The sequence below is a fragment of the Marininema mesophilum genome (assembly GCF_900106775.1).
Lineage (GTDB): Bacteria > Bacillota > Bacilli > Thermoactinomycetales > DSM-45169 > Marininema > Marininema mesophilum.
Genome location: NZ_FNNQ01000001.1, coordinates 1 through 19,523, shown reverse-complemented (window position 1 = coordinate 19,523; position 19,523 = coordinate 1). Strand labels below are relative to the sequence as shown.

The following is a 19,523-nucleotide window of genomic DNA, read 5'->3' as shown; positions in this document are numbered from 1 at the left end:
GGGAACGTTTTTAGTTGGATAACGCAATACGTAGCTATATCCATAAAAACACCTAAAACATCCCTTTTCAGGAAAATTTTATATATCTGAAGGTCTATGAAAAAGGGGTCACTTTGCAACCTTACAAAGATGTAAGGTTGATGTAAGGTAAATCCATAGTAAGAGACCGACTCGCCCAGTAAAGTAAGAATCAATGTGATGTGTTCAATAACCTACATGAATGAGTAGAGTCGTGCAGGACAAGTTAAATGATTTAACCGGAGGGACTACAGCAGAGGTTATAGCGGGATGTGGGGTGGGCTGTCGATAATGGAGATGACGTGATAAACTTGTCTTTAGGCTCCGAATATAATGTGCCCGATGAACCATTAGCTAAACTAGAATAGGGGATCAATCAAGGAGTCTCCGTATTAGGGTATTACTTAGCGATTTTTAACAACTATACTTAGAGAAAAACTGGGGGAGTTGGAGTGAAAAAAGTAAGTGCTGTCTTGTTGTCTTCTGCTTTGGTAGTCGGGGCAATGGGTATTACCCTGAATAATCCTACTATTCATGCAAAGGAAGCCGCTGGAAAGGTATCGATCACGAACGAGTGGACTAAAAATAAAATTGCCAAGGGAGTAAAGACCCGTGGCAGTGAACGGACTAAGGTTCTTGTAGAATTGGCGGCTTCACCAACAGGTGTTGCGGCAATGAACAAAAGCGTGTCCACCTCACAATTAAATAAACAATTGACTTCACAACGGGATCAAGTCCTCAAAGTAGCGGAGGATGAAGTACCCAATATACATAAGAGTCGTAACTATGATTCGGTGTTTTCTGGTTTTTCTGCTACATTACAAGGACAAGATGTTAGTAAGCTGGCAAAGATACCAGGTGTTAAACGCATCTGGCCCAACACTCGCTTTAAAGCTAGTTTGAAAGAGAGCGTGCCCCTGATAGGCGCTCCTGATATTTGGAAGAGGAAAGATTCAAAAGGATCAGCTATTAACGGTAAAGGGATCCGAGTGGCTGTTGTAGATTCAGGTGTAGACGCTACCCATCCTGATTTGAAAGGGAACGTCATCGGTGGCTACGACTATATAGAAAATGATAAAACTCCCCAGGATGAATTTTTTCATGGTACCCATGTCGCAGGAATCATTGCCGCGAATGGGAAATTAAAAGGTGTTGCACCCGGGGCGTCAATCTTGGCCTATCGTGTGATGGGTAAAGGGGGTTATGGTACCTTAGAGAATATCCTAGCGGGTATAGAAGGGGCTGTAAAAGCGAAAGCCGACATCATGAATCTCTCCTTGGGGTTGCCCGAGCATAATTCACCAGAAGATCCCGTAGCAATCGCAGTAGATATAGCTGCATTAAAAGGAACAATCCCTGTAGTTGCCAATGGGAACGAAGGGCAGGAGGGCGACTGGACTTTGAGGTCACCTGCCACTTCCCGGGAAGCTATTTCCGTGGGTGCGTCCATGAAACCCCTTGATGAACCTCATTTAAAGTTTGTAGGGGAACGAAAAGTTGCCAATATGATGATGGTAAATGGGTCCCCTAAATTCCCATCAGGTAACCTTCAAATAGTCGATGTAGGAAATGGAAATGCATCGGACTATAAAGGGAAAAATGTAAAAGGGAAATTGGTAGTGGCTAAGCTTGAGGGTAATCTTAACGTTAAATCGACTCTTGCTAAGAAAAATGGTGCTGTTGGATTGATTCTGGATGAGGCTGATGCCAATTTAAAGTTGTCAGGCAAAGGCTCTCATGCTCCAACAGCGAGTATTTTAGAAGATTCGAGAGATTGGTTTCTCAAGAACTTAAAGGCAGGAAAAACCGCTACAACAGTAACCAATACGAAACAAGAACTGATGGCTGATCTTAGTTCCAAAGGTCCTGTCGCTGGAAGCTGGGCAATTAAGCCGGATGTAACCGCACCAGGTATGGAAATTACAAGTACCCTGCCCCATGGAAAATATGGTAGCGAAACGGGGACAAGTATGGCGGCACCTCATGTGGCAGGTGCAGCTGCGCTCATCAAACAAGCCCATCCCGATTGGGGAGGGCAGGAAATCAAAGCAGCGCTAGCGAACACGGCTACCTCCCTTCACGATAGTAAGGGAAAGGTATATCCTGCCTATGTGCAAGGATCTGGACGGATCGATATTCCAAAAGCGATAGATACTCAGACATTGATCATGCCATCCAATTTGAGCTTTGGTAAGCTGGAACATCGTTCTGGGACAGTTCAGGTTCACCGGCAGACAGAAGTTAAAAATCTAGCAAAAACGGATAAATCCTATCAAGTGAAGGCACAGCTTTTTAATGGAAAAAGTAAAATTAAGGTGGATGTGCCGAAGTCATTAACAGTGAAAGGCACCAGCAAGTCAGAATTAAATATCGGTCTAAAGGTGGATTCGAGTCTACCCCGTGGAATATACACCGGTCAAATACAATTACAGGACGGTAAAAAAACGCTGAAGCTCCCTTTCACCGTATTGATTGATCCTAAAGATTATCCATTAGTAACCGCTTTTGCAGTAAGTCCAAATGCATTCTCCCCTAATAGTGACGGGATTATTGATAAAGCGGCCCTTTCTTGGTATCTGCCTACGCAGGTAAAGAGCCTCAATCTATCTGCGATCAAATTAAACCAAGACGGGAAGCCTGCTGGTCGATACACTATTTTTAGTAAATCTTATCCTAAGGATAGAATGAGTGAACAAGTTTGGGGTGGGAAGGATGAGAAGGGCAAAGCTCTACTAGATGGGGTATTTAATATGAAACTGATTTCTAATAATCAAGATAGAAAATACAGTCAATATCAGCCAGCAGTTATTGATCGGAAAGCACCGAAAGTGAAAATGGCAAGTACCTTCTCCTCAGCAAAGATCAAAGGGAGTATTCAAGATTTGCTGTTGGAACCTGTAGCGATCCAATCAGGACTCTCGCCTGAGCCTGTAAAAGTAACTTGGAAGAAAAAAGGGACCAAGTATAAGACGTGGAAACCGATTCCTGTGATGGACAATTACAATGGTAAAAGCCTACTACCCTTCTCCTATAGTTTCAAAAAAGGAACCTTCAGTAAAGGAACAACAAAAGTTTGGATCAAAGTAGTGGATGATGCTGGTAACGAGACGAAAAAAGAGGTTAAAGTAACCATCAAATAATTCGCCTAATCCTAACAGTGAGAAAAAACGTCCTCTGATAAACCAGAGGACGTTTTGTTATGAATCAGTGGACTCGAACCTAGGCAACGATTTAACCCTCTATCGATGGTAATTGCGGTTATTAATCAGGTGACCTTAGAAAACCGGGATACTCTGTTTAGGTTGATCTTAAGGGGATGTCTAAAGATTTATTACTATGGCTAGATTGGGATCAGGCGTGTTGATTACTTAGAAAAAATAGGGGTAGTACTAGAGGATCTGTTATCAGGAAAAATACCTAAATAAAGTAAAATCTATCGGTAAGTCTCGGGATATGCTATCATCATTTAATTTGATGGAGTTAAAGAATAAGACATCCCTTAGAGAAAATTATATGATAGACTATATTTGGTAGTAGCCTATTGGGCGGGCGGTCACACGAACCCTCGAAGGAGGGGGGTGAGGCCGATGGAGCTTCTTAGTCTGATCGCTAAGGTGGCTGGTGTAGTAGTACACGCATTAGCTGTCTATATCGCGTATCAGACACTCAAAAAGAAGTAACCCGCTCCCAGGCAAAGGTCTGCGGGTTACTTCTCGCTAACTGTGGCCGTTCGTCTTCGGCAGCTACCTGGCGGTAGGGGGGCACCCTGCCGCCGTTACTATTTCTATCCAAAGGATACCATGGATATGCTTGTGCTGTCCATAGAATAGGGGTAAACTTTGGCACTTAAACAACAATTGGGAGTTCGATATACGAAGGAAAGGAGTCCGCAAAAAATCCTTTTGTGCGCTTCTCTAAGCCCTTTTAAATTAGACAGCAGGGTAGGGAATTGGTTTCTTTCTATGAATTGGCACGCCGAGAGCCGGAGCACCCAAGGCTTTTCTGATGAGCATAGTGGGAATTATCAGTACCCCGATGGTCGCTTGAGTTGTTGTTAGCGTCCGCTACTCTGGTCTCTTTTTGGACATCGGTCAAAGATAAGAAAAATGGGCCGAAAGAAATGAATCTCTTGACATAATTAAACAACATAAAATATGATCGATATTGCTTAACTATTTATGAAAATAGGTAGTCGATTATTATGATATTGACATCAACATAGAGGTAATAGATTTGAGAACATATTTTTTATAATATAAAAAGGAGTGAATACTAAATATTATTTATAAAAAGGATTTTCAAGAGGTTCGGTCGTTTTATTTGTAATGCAACGTTAACATTGCTTCAATGGGCTATTGAAATATCCCTTGAAATATGGGGACATATCATACTTCCTTTTATGTTGTTATTCTGGCTGATAAAATGGCTTGTAAAAAAAGTTAAACAAACATTTTGATTGTTTTTTTATTCTGCTAAAAAAACCAAGGTGTAAGTGGTGAAATCATGACGAAATCAGGCTTTGTCCATTGTGACATGGATTCTTTAGATGACAATGAAAACTTTACGCAGCTTTTTCTTCTATCAAACTTTGGCAGTGTGTTTCTGTGACATATAAGCTAGAGATAACGCCAACAAAGCTGACTGCGGCAAATAATAAGAGGCCACCAATGTAGTCATGAAAGACGTATTGAGGTTCACCATTTACTACATTACCATTACTACTTATATCCATGATCCATCCAAAGATAGATTGTAGCAAAGCAACTCCCAAAAAGATTCCCGCATTGAGAAATGCTAGGGCCATGCCGCTAATGGAAGGAAGTACTACCTCTTTGACTACGGCAAAAGTAATCACAATCTGAGAGGCAGATGCTCCAACAAGAAGGTAAAGAAGCCAGCCACTCCAACCAGGATTCCATGGTAGAAAAGCAAGCCCTACCCAGCCGACTAAAGAGAGTAAATTTCCTAGAATAATCATGGGTTTTCGTAATCCAATTCTATCGGAAAACCAACCAATCCCTAGTGAGGCTAAACCATAGGCGGCAAGTGCCAAGGTGGTATATAAAGAAGCATCGTTGTTGGAAAGATGGAAGCCATCTTGCAATAATGGAATGCCCCATAGTCCAGCAAAGGCATAGAACGTGGAGTTTGTTCCTATGCCGGCACCTAGGGTAAACCAGATATTTTTATTGTGTAAAATCGTTTTCAAATCGAGTAGCCATGGCTTTGTAGAGACCACCCGTTGAGTTTGGATATATTGATTGCCAGGCTTAAAACCTGCATCTTGTGGTGAGTCACGAACAAATAAATTGGTGAGGATTGAGAGAGCGATAGAAAGAATCCCAGCTCCAATAAAAATACTTCGCCAAGAAAACCATTGTAAGAGCACGGCTAATGGTTGGGCAGCTAAGACGGATCCTAGATTGCCAAGTAGCATGGTGATCCCACTGATCCACCCATATTGATTTTCCTGAAACCATAAACTGTTGCTTTTCATAATGCCCACAAAGATGGTGGAAACACCAAGTCCAACAATGAATGGTCCTAGACTAGCAACAGCAAAGGAAGGAGCCAATCCAAATACGATGGAACCTAATCCAGCAATGACCGCCCCAATGCTGACGTTTAAACGTGACCCCCATCGATCAATTAGGATACCTGATGGAATCTGCATCGCAGTATAAGTATAGAAATGCATCGAGGCCAATGTACCCAGCGCCGCTGCTGAGATATGGAACTCACCCCGTACAGCCTCCGAGAAGGCTCCTGGTGCAAAGCGATGAAAGAAACCAAGGATGAAGGATAAGGTTAGCAAAGTGAAAATGGTTCTACGAACTCGAAGAAAACCGAAGGTAGATAGATCAGTCATGGAAACTCCTTTGTAGTGAAGGGTGGCCCCTACAGGCATCAATCTCATTAATTTAAGTACTTGTCCAAGACTTAATTATTCACTTCATGGGACTACAATTGCTAGTAGTCGGGTTGGTTTGGTCCAACCGCCTCTTGTTGGTATGTTTTCTCTGAGGACTGTATCCCGTAGTATATAGTTGTGTTGTTCTTCGAAAGATAAGATTTATTTCTAAAGGTAGCAAGAATTATTTAGGAAGTCAAATTAGTTAACGCATATACTTTGTTAATAGGAATAATTAAATACTAAGAAAGATGCTACTTTAAAGAGTAAATATAGCGTAAATACTATGTGTGACAACTAATTAATTTAGGGAAGGAAATATATTATTATGATTATCAAGAGCAAATCTTTTCAGTTAAATTAAATCAGATATGTATAGTAAAAAGAAAAGGGGGTAAGTGTTTAGTTAGATGAAGTCAGATTGAAAAAAGACCTTTCATTCGACTCAATAGAGTCGATTGTGAAGCGTTTTGGAGTAGATGTTTATCGTGTAACAGTTGGAGATAAGAAAATGTTATTAAAGATTCATTCACAGAAGGATCTTTTTCAACGTGAGACGAAGTGTTTTAGAAAGGCTAAGGTGAGTGGTTGAAATGAATCTGGATAGTAAGGATTTTTCATTTTTACTTAAACAATCTAATTCTATAACGAAAAATTATCATATTAAAGAATTGAAAGGAGGGTTATCTGGAGATGATAAGTTCCTGATTGAGAATGAAGATGGAACGAAGGTTATCATGCAACTATTTAATTTAATAGAATAAAATCGTAAAAAATATGAATTTAATGCACTTCGAAAGTTAATCAATATAATGTAAATTGCCCACGAGCAATTGAATTGAAAAAGGTTGATAAAGAAGGAAAAGGATATATGATCGTATCATATATTGAAGGAGATAGTGTGGAAAATGAACTAACATACCTTTCTGAATCTGAACAATTTCAAATTGGTTTAGAATCAGGGAAAGAATTGAAAAGAATTCATCAATATAGGGCACCTAATAATATAGAGCCATGGTTTAATCGAAAGTTAGAGAAGCACAAAAAATATGTAGATCAATATTTAGCTACAAGTATTAGGTTTCATCAAGATAAAGTAATCTTATCGTTTATTGAAGAAAATATAAAATTTATGAAGGGGCGCCCAAATTTATTTCAACACGATGACTTCCATATAGGAAATATCATTGTTAAAAATGGAAAATTAGCTGGTATAATCGATTTTAATTCACATGATTGGGGAGACCCTGTTCATGAATTTATCAAAATTGGGATGTTTAGTAGACAAAAAAGCATTTCTTTTTGTATTGGTCAAATCCTAGGGTATCACGATAAAACTGAGCCTCCAGAATCGTTTTGGATTCTATATTCTCTCTATTTAGCGATGTGTTTGTTTTCATCAGTTGTCTGGTCTTTAAAATTTATACCCGAGGAAGTAGATTGTATGTTGAATAAAATATATACTGTAATAGATGATCATAATTCCTTCAAAAGTATTAAGCCTAGTTGGTATAAAATATAGAAGGTAGATTTATATGTGATATCATTTATATCGGAGAAACAGATGATTCAATGTCTATTCTGCAATAGGATGTAAAAACGAGGAGCGGCCTAGGCTGCTCCTCGTTTTATAACCCCCACTAAAAAGTTCAACATCGCATAGACCGCAGTAAACACGGTAACCGATCCTACATCCTTCCGAGGATCGAGGCAGACGATGTCCATCGCTTTTACCTTGGGATGATTGCCTGCGATCAGCATGGCTTCCAAGAGCTCCTCTGTTCGCATCCCGCCAGGCATGCCCGCTGGGGTGCCTGGGGCAGAGGAGAGATCAAGGACATCCATATCCAGGGTGAGGTAAATCGTGTCTACCTCCTTCTCTAATTGAGAGAGGGCGTGACGAATGGTTGCTGGGACCCCTTTTTTACGTGCTTCTTTCAACGTAATACCATTAACTCCTACCTGATCAGCATACTTTTTCAAGGATCGGGAGTTAAAGAAACCATGTAACCCGATGTTCCAGACATCAGATCCTCTTAGGGTACCACTTTCGATCAAATTACGAATGGGGGTACCATTGGCAGGCCCAAACTCCTCGAGAGGGCGGAGGTCATAGTGGGTGTCTAGTTGCAAGAGTCCGATTCGCTCCGACGGGTGAGCTTCCTTCCACCCCTGAACGAGCATCGCGGTGATCGAATGATCTCCCCCGATGGTGATCGGAAGTGTTTGTGGTAGGTGTTTTCTAAAGGATGCCATTGCTTCACGGATGTTGCTGTGACACTGGGAAATATCTGTGACATGTTGGCGTACATCACCAAAGTCCGCTACACGAAGAGGGGTTAGGTCTATTTCCTCCTCCAGATGATAAGGGTTAAAGGAACGCCATGCCCGCCGGAAAGCGTCCGGGGTTTCACTTGCTGCCGAGGAACTGATTGAGGAGCGAGACAAGGGTACACCCAGAATAGCCACATCGATATCGTCTGCAAAGGGGGATGTGCCATCAATATTTAAAGGATGAATCCATTCATGTACCTTTGGTTCAGTAACTTTTTCATCCCGATGCCAGCGAAAAGGTGGCGGATTGAGCATGGGGTAGGGGAAAGTTTTCATGGGGGAACCTCCTTGATAGAGTCGATAACTTTAAATAGAAAGGAGGTGAAAACGAGTGATGCAGGTTTTCCACCTCCTCTGCCATTAGTAGGTAGCGTTTACACCCGCAAACCATCACGGACAACCACTTGACCAGTCTTGATGACTGTGCGTGCATGGTTGACCCCATAGGCATACTGTAAGCTCCGGTAGTCGGATACATCATAAAGTACGAGATCCGCTTTCTTACCTTTTTCCAGGCTACCGACTTCATGTCCACGCCGGATGGCATGGGCGGCATTGATCGTCGTTGCGGTGAGGGCTTCTGCTGGAGTCATCCCCATTTTAAGGCAACCTAGATTCATGATAAGGGGTAATGAAACCGTAGGGGAGGAGCCTGGATTGCAGTCGGTGGAAAGTGCGACTGCGACTCCCGCATCGATCATTGCACGGGCATCCGCAGAATCGGCCATGAGGAAGAAGGCGGTTCCGGGGAGAAGGACAGCGACCGTGCCTGCCTCAGCCATCGCGCGAATGCCTTCCTTTGAGGCGCGGAGGAGATGATCCGCGGAGACAGCGCCTACTTCTGCGGCCAACTCTGCACCAGCGTAGGGTTCGATCTCATCTGCGTGAATTTTAGGGGCAAGCCCGTGTTTTTTCCCAACTTCTAATATGCGGCGGGATTGCTCGGGAGTGAAGACACCGCGCTCACAGAAGACATCGTTAAATTCGGCTAATCCCAGGCGTGCCACTTTTGGAATCATTTCATTAACCACGAGGTCGACAAAATCGTCGGGACGATCACGGTACTTGCTGGGAACAGCATGGGCACCCATAAAGGTAGAGACGATATCGATCACATGGGTACGGTTTAACTCCTGGGCCACTTCTAACTGTTTCTTTTCATGTTCCCACTCAAGTCCATAGCCGCTTTTCGCTTCTACGGTAGTCACTCCCTGGAGCAGGAATGCATCCAGACGACGGCGACTTTCGGTGAGAAGCTGTTCATGATCCGCTTCCTTAGTAGCACGGGTGGTAGAGTGAATGCCTCCGCCTGCGGCCATAATCTCCATGTACGTAGCGCCCTGGAGACGTTTTTCAAATTCATTTTCCCGGCTGCCTGCATGGACAAGGTGGGTGTGAGGATCAACGAGGCCAGGTGTTACTAGGCGACCGGTTGCGTCGATCTCCTTCGCCTCTGCGAGACGATCCTGGTATTGGGTGAGAAGTTCTGCATCGGTGCCCACAGCTTGGATACGTCCATCTTCGATCCAAACGCTACCATCTTCGATAATCTTTAAGTCTTCCATAGCATTTCCTGTTAAGGGTGCCTTGGAGCTACCCGCTAGGGTGACAAGCTGAGTAGCATGGCGGAGAAAGAGGGGGGAGTGTGTGGACATGGTGTTCATAGAATCTCCTCCAAATAAGTTGGTCAAGGGGTTCGCCAAACTGATCCGTGATCAAACTACTGATTCTCTATACGTCCAAGATATCAGGATTCGTTATCCTTTAGCATCGGGATGTGTACACCGCGCTCTTGGGCAGTTTCTACCGCTTTTTCATAGCCAGCATCCACGTGACGGGCAACACCCATTCCTGGATCGCTGGTTAGGACACGCTCCAAACGCTTGGCGGCAGCTTCGGTACCATCTGCGACGATCACCATGCCTGCGTGGAGGGAGTAGCCCATTCCAACGCCGCCCCCATGATGAACTGAGATCCAGCTTGCTCCACCGACTGCGTTGACGAGGGCGTTTAGAATTGGCCAGTCAGCTACCGCATCACTACCATCCTTCATGCCTTCGGTTTCACGGTTAGGCGAAGCTACCGAACCAGAGTCGAGGTGATCCCGTCCGATGACAATCGGGGCTTTTAGTTCACCCTTAGCTACCATGTCATTGATGATCTGTCCAAAGCGGGCACGCTCGCCATAGCCGAGCCAGCAGATACGGGAGGGAAGACCTTGGAAGGCGATTTTCTCCTGTGCCATGCGGATCCAGTGGCAGAGGGCTTTGTTGTCCGCAAATTCCCGGAGGATCACTTCGTCTGTTTTATAGATATCCTCTGGATCCCCCGACAGAGCAACCCAGCGGAAGGGACCTTTGCCTTCGCAAAATTGAGGACGGATGTAAGCAGGTACAAAACCAGGGAAATCAAAGGCACGCTCTATGCCCTCGTCCTTGGCAACCTGGCGAATGTTGTTCCCATAATCGAAGGCGATAGCACCCATCTCCTTCATATCCAGGATGCTTTGAACATGAATCGCCATCGACTGCTTCGCTTTAGCTACAAGGTTAGTCGCATCTCTTTGCCGGAGTTCTGCTCCTTCGGAGAGAGTCATCCCCACAGGAAGATAGCCATTAAGGGGATCGTGGGCAGAGGTTTGGTCGGTAACGATATCAGGGATGAAGCCCTGGGCTACCATTTGGGGGAGGATCTCCGCCGCATTGCCGAGGAGACCGATGGAGAGTGCTTTCCCAGCTTGTTTTGCTTCTTCAGCAAGGGTGATCGCTTCTTCGAGGCTCTCCACCATCTGATCGAGGTAACGGGTATCGAGACGACGCTGGATACGCACCCGATCCACTTCGATCGCGATAACGACACCGCCATTTAAGGTAACCGCGAGGGGTTGTGCACCACCCATTCCACCAAGCCCTGCGGTAACCGTAAGGGTGCCTTTTAAGGTGCCTCCAAAGTGTTGGCGGGCGCATTCAGCGAAGGTTTCATAGGTGCCCTGCACGATCCCCTGGCTACCAATGTAGATCCAGCTTCCAGCAGTCATTTGGCCATACATCATAAGGCCTTTTTGATCTAACTCATGGAAGTGATCCCAGTTCGCCCAGGCAGGGACGAGGTTGGAGTTTGCGATTAGGACCCGGGGGGCATCACTATGGGTTTTAAAAACAGCCACCGGTTTACCGGATTGAACGAGCATGGTCTCATCTTCTTCGAGGTTGATCAGGGTGTTGACGATGGCATCGAAGGATTCCCAATTGCGAGCTGCTTTTCCGATACCGCCATATACGACAAGGTCTTCTGGCCGTTCTGCTACCTCAGGATCTAGGTTGTTCATCAGCATCCGCAGGGCGGCTTCTTGTACCCAGCCCTTTGCCTGTAGCTCAGTACCACGCTTCGCGCGTATGACGCGCTTGGTTGCCTGTTTCTCCGTCACACTCTTCATCCTCCTCGAAAATAAGTTCTCCCTTTGAGTATAGGAAGGAAACATCATCCACCATAGAAGATTTTTAGCAGGGATTTGCACTCATTTTGGCGATGAACGAGAAACAAGGACAAATTCTTATACAGAAAGTGTCCTTGTTTTATCTTTCTTCCCTCTCTTTTGATCACGGTAGGCGCGAGGGGATGTGGTAGTCCGTTGTTTAAACAAACGGCTAAAGTAATTCGCGTTACAAAATCCCGTTTGGGTAGCTACTTCTGTGATCGGTAGGTTTGTATCCTCTAAAAGTCGCCGAGCTTGCTTGAGTCGGATTTCCGCCAGCAATTCGCGAAAAGGCTTCCCGTGGGTACGAGATAATAGGTGACTAAGGTAAGAGGCATTCCGGTGGACATGCTGGGCAATTGTCTCCAGATTTAACCTAGGGTCTGCGTAATGATCATGGATAAATTGAAGGGCCTGTCTTGCTGGGTCTGTGGCTATGTGTTTCTCCTCTGCTACAGATTCAAAGAGGGCCTCAATGAAGAGGAGTAGATCCTGTACAATTCGATATAGCACAGGCCCATGCAAAATTGAGTCAAAAATCCGATGATAGCGCTCTTCCAATACAGGCTGTTTATCCAACTCCCTTCCTTGCATATAACGCCGAATTTGGGCAAGGAGACTGGTGAGACGAGTACGAAGAAGACTTGGATCAGGGAAGGGTGGATCAATGCGTAGAAATTCCTGATGCATCCAATCCCCAAGGGCCTCACGGTCGCCGCGCTCTAACATATGAATCCACTCCTGTTGCTCCTCCGGAGTGAGAAAGGGATCGAGGGGTTGCCAGCGAACGGGGGCTGTGAGGGGAATGACTTGTCGGGTACCTCGATAAAATCGCCACTGGAGAGCTTTTCGAGCGGTTAGATACTGCTGACGAAGAGAGAGGGAAGGGTCGGGGAAATGAATCACGACGGTAAGGCCATCCCCTGTATGTTCACTCCAGGTGTCTAAAAGACGATATCCTTGCTGGCGTAAAAGAGACTCTGTGGTATCGGGCCGATTGGGAAAAAGACAAGCCACGGCATCATCCAAGGGGAGAATTTGTGGTGGCTGATGAAAAGGATGTTGCTCTAAATAAGAGATCAGTGTGGGTAGCCGTTCAATTTTCTCAGGTTGAATGAGAAACAGGAGATGTTCTCCTCCGCGAGTTTCAGTATCTAAATCTAAAAAAAGAGATGGATAGCTTGTAGTAGCCGATATGAGTGACAAGGGATCACCTGTAGAGTTTAACGTCAGTTCACGACAGAGCCGACCTAGCACCCGTGGGATTCGAGTAGGATCAAGGGGCTTTGTCCATAAATCGGTAGCTCCTAAACTGATCGCTTGTTCCGCTCGTTCGAAGGTAGCTTCAGCTGTGATAGCAATCACGGCTTTAGAAAAGCGCTTGATCGCCTGTTTTACCTCCTCCCAGTGCTCTGGGGGGATACCATCTAACTCTAGGCAAACAATATCCGGGGTTTGTTGTTCCAATGTAAGTAGCAACTGCGGAGGATTTTCCGCAAGTAATATCTTCTCAAAGGGAAGGGGATGGGATCGGGCAAGCCACTCAAGACCAGTACGCTCTTTATTGTCCCTGTCGGCGATTAGAAGTTTGGTCATGGAGAATGTTCTCCTTTTATGAAAGTTTATTAGATAAGAAATTCGACATCACTGGGTTTGATCTCCTGTGGAAGGTTTAGGAGATAGTAGAGTGCAAAGATGAAGGCGAATACTATTGGCAAATCGTCCATTTTATACCGTAGAATAGTAAGATAGGTTCTATATCCATAGTCATCATCATATAATTATTGTAATATATAAAATATGATTGATAGGAGGTGTGCTCCGTGAATGATCACGTGTTCGGAGTTGCTTTAGTACCTCTGATTATGGGTATGGTAGAGCTGGCTAAAATGTGGGGCCTGCCAGTTAAATGGTCAGCGTTATTATCCGTTGGGATAGGATTAGTAGCGGGTGTATTCATTGTATCTCCTGAAGAGTGGGTACAAGGAGTCGTGGTCGGATTAGCGATGGGGCTATCCGCGACAGGGCTGTACAGTGGTACCAAAAATATTCATCAAGATATTTCGAACCGACGCCAGAAAAAGAAAGCAAAATCGACTAAACATAAAATCAATGGTTAAATGCAGGAAAATTAAAACAACAACTCCTTAACTTAGGAGTTGTTGTTTAGTATGGTTAGGAGTTAATTGTTTGCTGTTTTTGTGGAGGAAGAGTGAACTAATATTTCTCTCATTATTCATTTTTGGTGGCGGCTTGGTTAATCGTACGAGATTCCTCTGTTGCTTTCCTACTCATAATATTCCATATCACTAAAGTCACAAATAATAGGCCAGCCAGTGCATAGAGGATTGTCTCCAAATTCACAGCTTCGATCAGAATACCGATTAACGCTAGAGAGGCTGGCAAACCCGCCTGCTCAATTACACCAAAGCTTCCAAACACGCGACCTCGATACTCATCATCTACCTCTGTTTGTACATAGGTCATGTTGCTAATCCCTACAAGAGAGGAACCAACACCAAAGCAGATGGCACTTATGTATACAATGATAATAGTAGAGGAGATCGCTGTTCCATAGATAGCCAATCCCATGATAAAGAGACCAAAGGTTGTATACCGTGTTGGATTTAGACTTTTTCCGTATTTCGACACATAGGTGCTGATCAGTAGAGAACCTACAGTAATTAAGGCGAAAAAGATCCCGAACTCCTTTGAGCCAGCCTCAAGTTGCTTCATCTTTAAAGGCATTAAGGCTTCTAGAGGAGTGTAAGCTATCTTTGTCAATCCGAAGATAATGGGGACCATGAGGAGCATCTTTGATGAGAGTAAGTAGGTAAACCCTTGTCGAATATCGATCCAGATTCCAGTGTTATTCTTCGTTTTTTGCTCACGTATTGGGAAGTGGATCATCCCGAGGAAGATCGACATGATAAAAAAAGATAGACTGTTGATGAAGATAGCTGTTAACGTCCCTAGCCACGCCACGAAAATGCCACCCACAGCAAAGCCAAAAAGGATAGCAATTTCGGCATTCATATTATTGAGAGCATTAGCCCTACCCACCTCTGTTTTGGGAACGAGACGAGGGAGGAGGGAGCCAAATGCAGGAGCGTAGATGACTCCAACGACTCCTAAAGAAAACGACACACCATAGATGACCGTTATCGAGAGATGATCATACCAACCTAAGAGGCAGATCACTAGCATTCCTACCCCGCGAAGAATATCACCAACTACAAGGTATTTTTTCATATCCAACCGGTCTACCAATGCACCAGCTAATGGGCTAAAAAGATAAGGAATAGCCGCTACCGCCAATGTTATCGCTGTATATTTGGCATTCCCAGTAAGGTCTAATACTAAATAAGTTAAAGCGACGATATACAGTGCCGTTCCTACACGAGATTGAGCACTTCCTAACCATAATAAAGTAAAGTTTCGATTCCAGAGGGTTTTAGTATTTGATTTCAATGATAATAAATTCTCCTCATATGATAGATTAGTTTATTTTTAGTATATTTAAATTTCATTGTAACATAGGAAAAAACGAAGAGGGAGAGTTATCGATCTTTGGCAAGGAATAAGAAAAGGTGACCATTGCCCTAATGGTCACCTGAAAAAGGGTTTGATCAGTGATGTGGATGTGCCTTTTGACTTCGTTCATGCTCCATCATATCGATAATAAATTCTTTTAAATCCACCATGCGCAAGCGCTTTGGCGATATCTCTGTACCCGTAACGATAAGAGGAAAGTGGGAATCGATATGGTGAAGGGAGCCATGGGCGCCGCCTCCCTTGTGATGAGGAGAGTGTTCTCCGGATAGTTCGTATCCGGTCTTGGCTTCGACAATCATAAAACGAGCGGGATGGGAGTGAAGGGAAGCCTGAAGGCGAGCGAGTGCGTCAGGGTAAGCGCCAAATTGAAGTGTTTTTGCCTCTGTGTCCGCGGTGATGTCTAGCGCTGCAAAATCTCCTTTAAACTCCCACTTCTGATCGTAGGAATCCGTCCACTCTTTGGCCGGTCGGAACCAGCATTCGGTTTTTCGGCCTGTATGAAGCACATGGATCCAATCATCCTCCTGTAGCCAGGTTATAAGGTCAATGCGCGTATCCTGACGAAGTAGATTGGCGATCTCCTCCATATGGATATCCTCTTGAAGGACGTAAACAAAGGCAGAGCGTTCATTTACGCAGAGCACGATTTCTGTATCAGGGGTGGCTGTGCTTCCTGGAGAAAGCATTTGGTAATTGACGAGAAGTTGGTCTAACGGGATGATTGGATTATTCTCAGCCGGGTGAATTCCAGTATGACCACTATCTCCACAAATGACCCAAACTGCGTTTGTTATTGCATTTTTCCATGAACCAAAGGCATCCATCATCTCGCCTAATTCCTTATCGAACTGTTCGAGTCCTTTCATATCGGAAGGCCCTTTTTTATGTAAGGAACTGTCGATATCCGATAGATAGGCCAGGGTTAAATGGGGGAGTCGATTGTTTTGGATCAGCCAACGTATGACAGCTACTGGATAAGCATCACTGAAGCCAAAGTCGTCGGTAATCCCCTCGGGCAGCTCCACTTTATCCTGGAGAGGGTTAGAGAACGTACCAAAGGTGAAGAAATCAGGTCCCTTAACGTTAAGGCGTTCAGGTAGTGAGGTGGGACCGGATAGTAAAGGAGGAAAGGTTAGGGTATGTGAAAAGGGGCCACGGTAGATCATGGCATTGACGGCACCTGCTTCAAAACCCCGTTGATGGATAGTATCAAATAAGGTTTCTAGATGAGGATTGAGATGATCCTTGTTCAGGTGGATGACAGCATCCTCTAACGCTTGATTGGGGCCATTGCGCACAGCTTCCTCGAAGGCGGTACCATAATTAACAATTCTTTTTTCTCTGGAATCATACCAAATCAACCCTGGGACATGGTGTTGATCCGGGTAAGTACCTGTGATCAGCGTGCTGTCAATCGTGACCGACATGGTAGGATAGGAGCTAACCAGTTCACGATGAAACTGACCATGCTGGATAAGAAAAGATAGCGCAGGTAGGGTTTTACTATCGATTCCTTTATTGATGGAGTGGGTCATGATGGAATCCGTCATCAGCCAGATGATCGGTTTTTGCCCCTTTAGTGGTTGAATGCGATTAAGATCCGTTTCATGCTGACGCGGTTTTATCCGATAAATGACCCATAGGATTACAAGGATCAAGAGGATCAGCCATAGCCATTTCATAAATGGGTTCCACCTTTAAAATAAGTTCATATACTTAAATGGTGGCTTTTTTCAAAGTGATTTATACAAAGAAAACCACATAAAATGAATGGTTATTCATTCACTTTATGCTATACTGAAAATAAATGAGGAGGGAAGGCTCTTGAAACATCAATTTGAAGTGATTGCTCGTTCTACGGATGTGGATATGATTGGACATGTAAACCATGCGAAATACCTAGAATATCTAGAGTGGGCACGGTTTGATTGGATGAAGGAACTCGGTTTTACTATGGAAGAGATGAAACGCCGTCAACTTATGCCTGTCGTCGTCCATGTCAGCATTCACTATCGTAAGGAATTGTTGATCGATGAGAAAATACGAATATTCTCAGAGCCGACACGGCTGGGTGGAAAAAGCGCAGTACTCACACAACGGATGTATGATCGTGCAGGAAACCTTGCCTGTGAAGCGGAAATTACTTATGTATTTATTGATGCAATCAAACGTAAATCAGCACCAATTCCCGAAGAGTTTAGTGCCATGTTTGAGGCTTTAGAAAGCAAAAAACAAAAAGTATGAAAAATTACTTAAAATTTTCACTTTATCTTTTTAAGCGAATGCCTACTCAGATCTTATATTTACTTCTATAACTTAGCTTGATGCAACAGACTATAAGTCTCCTTCTTCTATCTGTTATGATAATAATCAAGGAGGTATGGTTATGGGGCGTAGATACATTCTTCCAGGTGGGTCTGGCTTTTTAGGGGCAAGCTTAGCAAGGGACTTGGTTTCTCGAGGCCATGAAGTTACTGTTTTGACCCGGGGTGCCAACCGTTTTGAAGACGGGATCTCCTATGTCTACTGGGATGGGAAGACGTTGGGAGATTGGAAGGAAGAAATAAATGGTGCCGATGGAGTAATCAATTTCACTGGGAGAAGTGTGAACTGTCTTTATACTAAAAAGAATCGCAAAGAGATCCTCTCCTCCCGCATTGATTCCGTGCGGGTTCTTCATCAGGTGATACGGGAGTGTAATGAGCCACCAGAAGTTTTTGTGCAAACGGGTTCTCTGGCGATCTTTGGTGATACCCGTGAGGTATGCGACGAGGATGCCCCCCACGGAGATAACTTTTCTGTAGAAGTTTGTCAGCGATGGGAGGAAGCTTTTTTTACCGAAAACCTATCTGAGACGCGTCAGAGCCTTTTGCGGATCGGATTTGTGCTCGGAAGGGACGGTGGAGCTCTTGAACCCTTACAAAAATTAGCGAAATACGGATTAGGAGGGACGATTGGTTCTGGAAAGCAGTATATTAGCTGGCTTCATATCGATGATCTTAATGCGATGTTCCGTGAAGTGCTTACCAATGAAAAAGAGGGTATCTATAACGCTACTGGTCCTAATCCTGTAACGAATCATACATTTATGAAGACTCTACGAACTGCGATAGGTAAAGGGTGGTCACCACCCGCACCGGCTCCATTTGTGCGATTGGGTGCTGTTTTAATTATGCGAGCAGATCCAAGCTTGGCCCTCACAGGACGCAATTGTATCCCTCGTCGCTTTTTAGATGAAGGGTTTCACTTTAAACATACGGATTTGGTGGAGACATTACGGGAGTTAACTTAGGGTCACCAGACCGTTGCGGAAAATTATTCACGAAGACAATGGAGCTGTGAAAAGTGGAAAAGAGTTCAACTAAACCCATTGTCTAACACAGTGGGTTTTTACAGATGTTTGCCGACTGAAAGCCCACGGTTTCAATCGTGGGATGATAGGCGGCGTTGCTCGGTATCCCCTTATGGGGATGCTTAGAGCATCAATTTTTTGCCTTTATTTTTTTGTTTGAATGTAGCTGTGCGATTGATGCCTGATATAATTTAACTATGGAACAAGAAACTGATTCTCCATCCGATATGATGGCAAGAGTGAAAGGAGTGACTTCAAGACAATTAAGACAAGAATTTAACCATTTGGTGCATCTGCAAAGCCTTTGGACACGTTCTTTCTTTGTTAGCACAGCAGGAACTGTATCGAGTGATACGATTAACCGTTATGTCGAAGCCCAGAAAACAAGGGGGTGAACATATGCCTACGATCACACTGCGTTTAGAACTGCATAAACCCACTCAACCGAAACAGCAGATGTATCAACGAATGACAGAGATGAACACGGCGTTTGCTAACTGGCTTCTTTTGCACCCAGAGGTCAATAAGGCATCCAGCACGATCTTTAAGGAATTTTCAGATCAATCATTTCCATCGGCTGTTGTCAATCAAACCATTCGTGAAGTAAAGTCTCAAAAGAAGAATCAACATGCGAAAGCTTTTCGCAAAAGATGGTGTTGCTTCAACAATCAAAACTTGAAAGTAGAAAAGAAGGAACTCTATACCGTCTCTTTTCCCACGCTTGAAAAACGTATCGGCGTTCCAGTGGTAACAAAACCGTTCCAAGTCGCGTGGCTCAACAAGATCATCGATGGAACCGTAAAACAAGGAGCAGGAAAACTATATAAAAAGAAAAAGAAATGGTATCTTGCGATCCCCATCACGTGGCATGTGGAATC

The 19,523-nt window shown here is 44.2% G+C and carries 13 protein-coding genes and 2 pseudogenes; 8 read left to right on the top strand and 7 right to left on the bottom strand.

What is annotated here, in order from left to right:
• Positions 1-470: 470 nt before the first annotated feature.
• A complete protein-coding gene (locus tag BLV90_RS00070) occupies positions 471-3,158 on the top strand; it encodes a S8 family serine peptidase (protein ID WP_091734454.1) in 2,688 nt (895 codons plus the stop codon).
• A gap of 1,421 nt (positions 3,159-4,579) precedes the next feature.
• On the opposite strand, the gene BLV90_RS00065 is transcribed toward BLV90_RS00070, so the two are convergent.
• The gene (locus BLV90_RS00065) at positions 4,580-5,887 is read right to left on the bottom strand and encodes an MFS transporter (RefSeq protein WP_177167814.1); all 1,308 of its coding nucleotides are present in this window, start codon (positions 5,885-5,887) and stop codon (positions 4,580-4,582) included.
• Between the two features lie 635 nt (positions 5,888-6,522).
• Here BLV90_RS00065 and BLV90_RS16060 point away from each other — a divergent pair.
• Both BLV90_RS16060 and BLV90_RS00060 read left to right on the top strand, forming a co-directional pair.
• The gene (locus tag BLV90_RS16060) at positions 6,523-6,693 is read left to right on the top strand and encodes a hypothetical protein (protein ID WP_177167813.1); all 171 of its coding nucleotides are present in this window, start codon (positions 6,523-6,525) and stop codon (positions 6,691-6,693) included.
• 74 nt (positions 6,694-6,767) lie between these two features.
• A complete protein-coding gene (locus BLV90_RS00060; protein ID WP_177167812.1) occupies positions 6,768-7,451 on the top strand; it encodes an aminoglycoside phosphotransferase family protein in 684 nt (227 codons plus the stop codon).
• An 89-nt stretch (positions 7,452-7,540) separates the two neighbouring features.
• On the opposite strand, the gene BLV90_RS00055 is transcribed toward BLV90_RS00060, so the two are convergent.
• The 4 genes from BLV90_RS00055 to BLV90_RS00040 all read right to left on the bottom strand — a co-directional run bounded on the left by BLV90_RS00055 (position 7,541) and on the right by BLV90_RS00040 (position 13,334).
• Positions 7,541-8,539 (bottom strand): agmatinase family protein, encoded by a 999-nt coding sequence (locus BLV90_RS00055; RefSeq protein WP_091734449.1) that lies wholly within the window; start codon positions 8,537-8,539, stop codon positions 7,541-7,543.
• A 98-nt stretch (positions 8,540-8,637) separates the two neighbouring features.
• Positions 8,638-9,918 (bottom strand): imidazolonepropionase, encoded by a 1,281-nt coding sequence (gene hutI / locus BLV90_RS00050; RefSeq protein ID WP_091735369.1) that lies wholly within the window; start codon positions 9,916-9,918, stop codon positions 8,638-8,640.
• 92 nt (positions 9,919-10,010) lie between these two features.
• Positions 10,011-11,690 carry a urocanate hydratase gene (gene hutU / locus BLV90_RS00045; RefSeq protein ID WP_245726197.1) on the bottom strand — a complete coding sequence of 560 codons (1,680 nt, stop codon included), beginning with the start codon at positions 11,688-11,690 and terminating at the stop codon, positions 10,011-10,013.
• A gap of 126 nt (positions 11,691-11,816) precedes the next feature.
• Positions 11,817-13,334, bottom strand: coding sequence for a helix-turn-helix domain-containing protein (locus tag BLV90_RS00040; RefSeq protein WP_091734445.1), 1,518 nt, complete (start codon positions 13,332-13,334; stop codon positions 11,817-11,819).
• 227 nt (positions 13,335-13,561) lie between these two features.
• Between BLV90_RS00040 and BLV90_RS16055 the strand changes: the two genes are divergently transcribed.
• The gene (locus BLV90_RS16055; protein WP_177167811.1) at positions 13,562-13,858 is read left to right on the top strand and encodes a hypothetical protein; all 297 of its coding nucleotides are present in this window, start codon (positions 13,562-13,564) and stop codon (positions 13,856-13,858) included.
• A gap of 112 nt (positions 13,859-13,970) precedes the next feature.
• Here the strand turns inward: BLV90_RS16055 and BLV90_RS00030 are convergent, their stop codons facing one another.
• Together BLV90_RS00030 and BLV90_RS00025 are read right to left on the bottom strand one after the other, a co-directional pair.
• On the bottom strand, positions 13,971-15,209 hold the full coding sequence (locus tag BLV90_RS00030; protein WP_091734443.1) for an MFS transporter: 1,239 nt from the start codon (positions 15,207-15,209) through the stop codon (positions 13,971-13,973).
• Positions 15,210-15,367: 158 nt separating this feature from the next.
• Positions 15,368-16,975 (bottom strand): alkaline phosphatase family protein, encoded by a 1,608-nt coding sequence (locus BLV90_RS00025; protein WP_091734441.1) that lies wholly within the window; start codon positions 16,973-16,975, stop codon positions 15,368-15,370.
• A 142-nt stretch (positions 16,976-17,117) separates the two neighbouring features.
• On the opposite strand from BLV90_RS00025, the gene BLV90_RS00020 reads away from it, so the two are divergent.
• The 4 genes and pseudogenes from BLV90_RS00020 to BLV90_RS00005 form a co-directional block, all read left to right on the top strand.
• Complete coding sequence (locus BLV90_RS00020) at positions 17,118-17,537, top strand: acyl-CoA thioesterase (RefSeq protein WP_177167810.1); 420 nt, start codon at positions 17,118-17,120, stop codon at positions 17,535-17,537.
• Between the two features lie 142 nt (positions 17,538-17,679).
• Complete coding sequence (locus BLV90_RS00015) at positions 17,680-18,585, top strand: TIGR01777 family oxidoreductase (protein WP_091734437.1); 906 nt, start codon at positions 17,680-17,682, stop codon at positions 18,583-18,585.
• 269 nt (positions 18,586-18,854) lie between these two features.
• Positions 18,855-19,040 (top strand): annotated as a pseudogene (locus BLV90_RS00010) (transposase); the annotation flags it as partial.
• A 4-nt stretch (positions 19,041-19,044) separates the two neighbouring features.
• A pseudogene (locus BLV90_RS00005) lies at positions 19,045-19,523 on the top strand (RNA-guided endonuclease TnpB family protein); the annotation flags it as partial.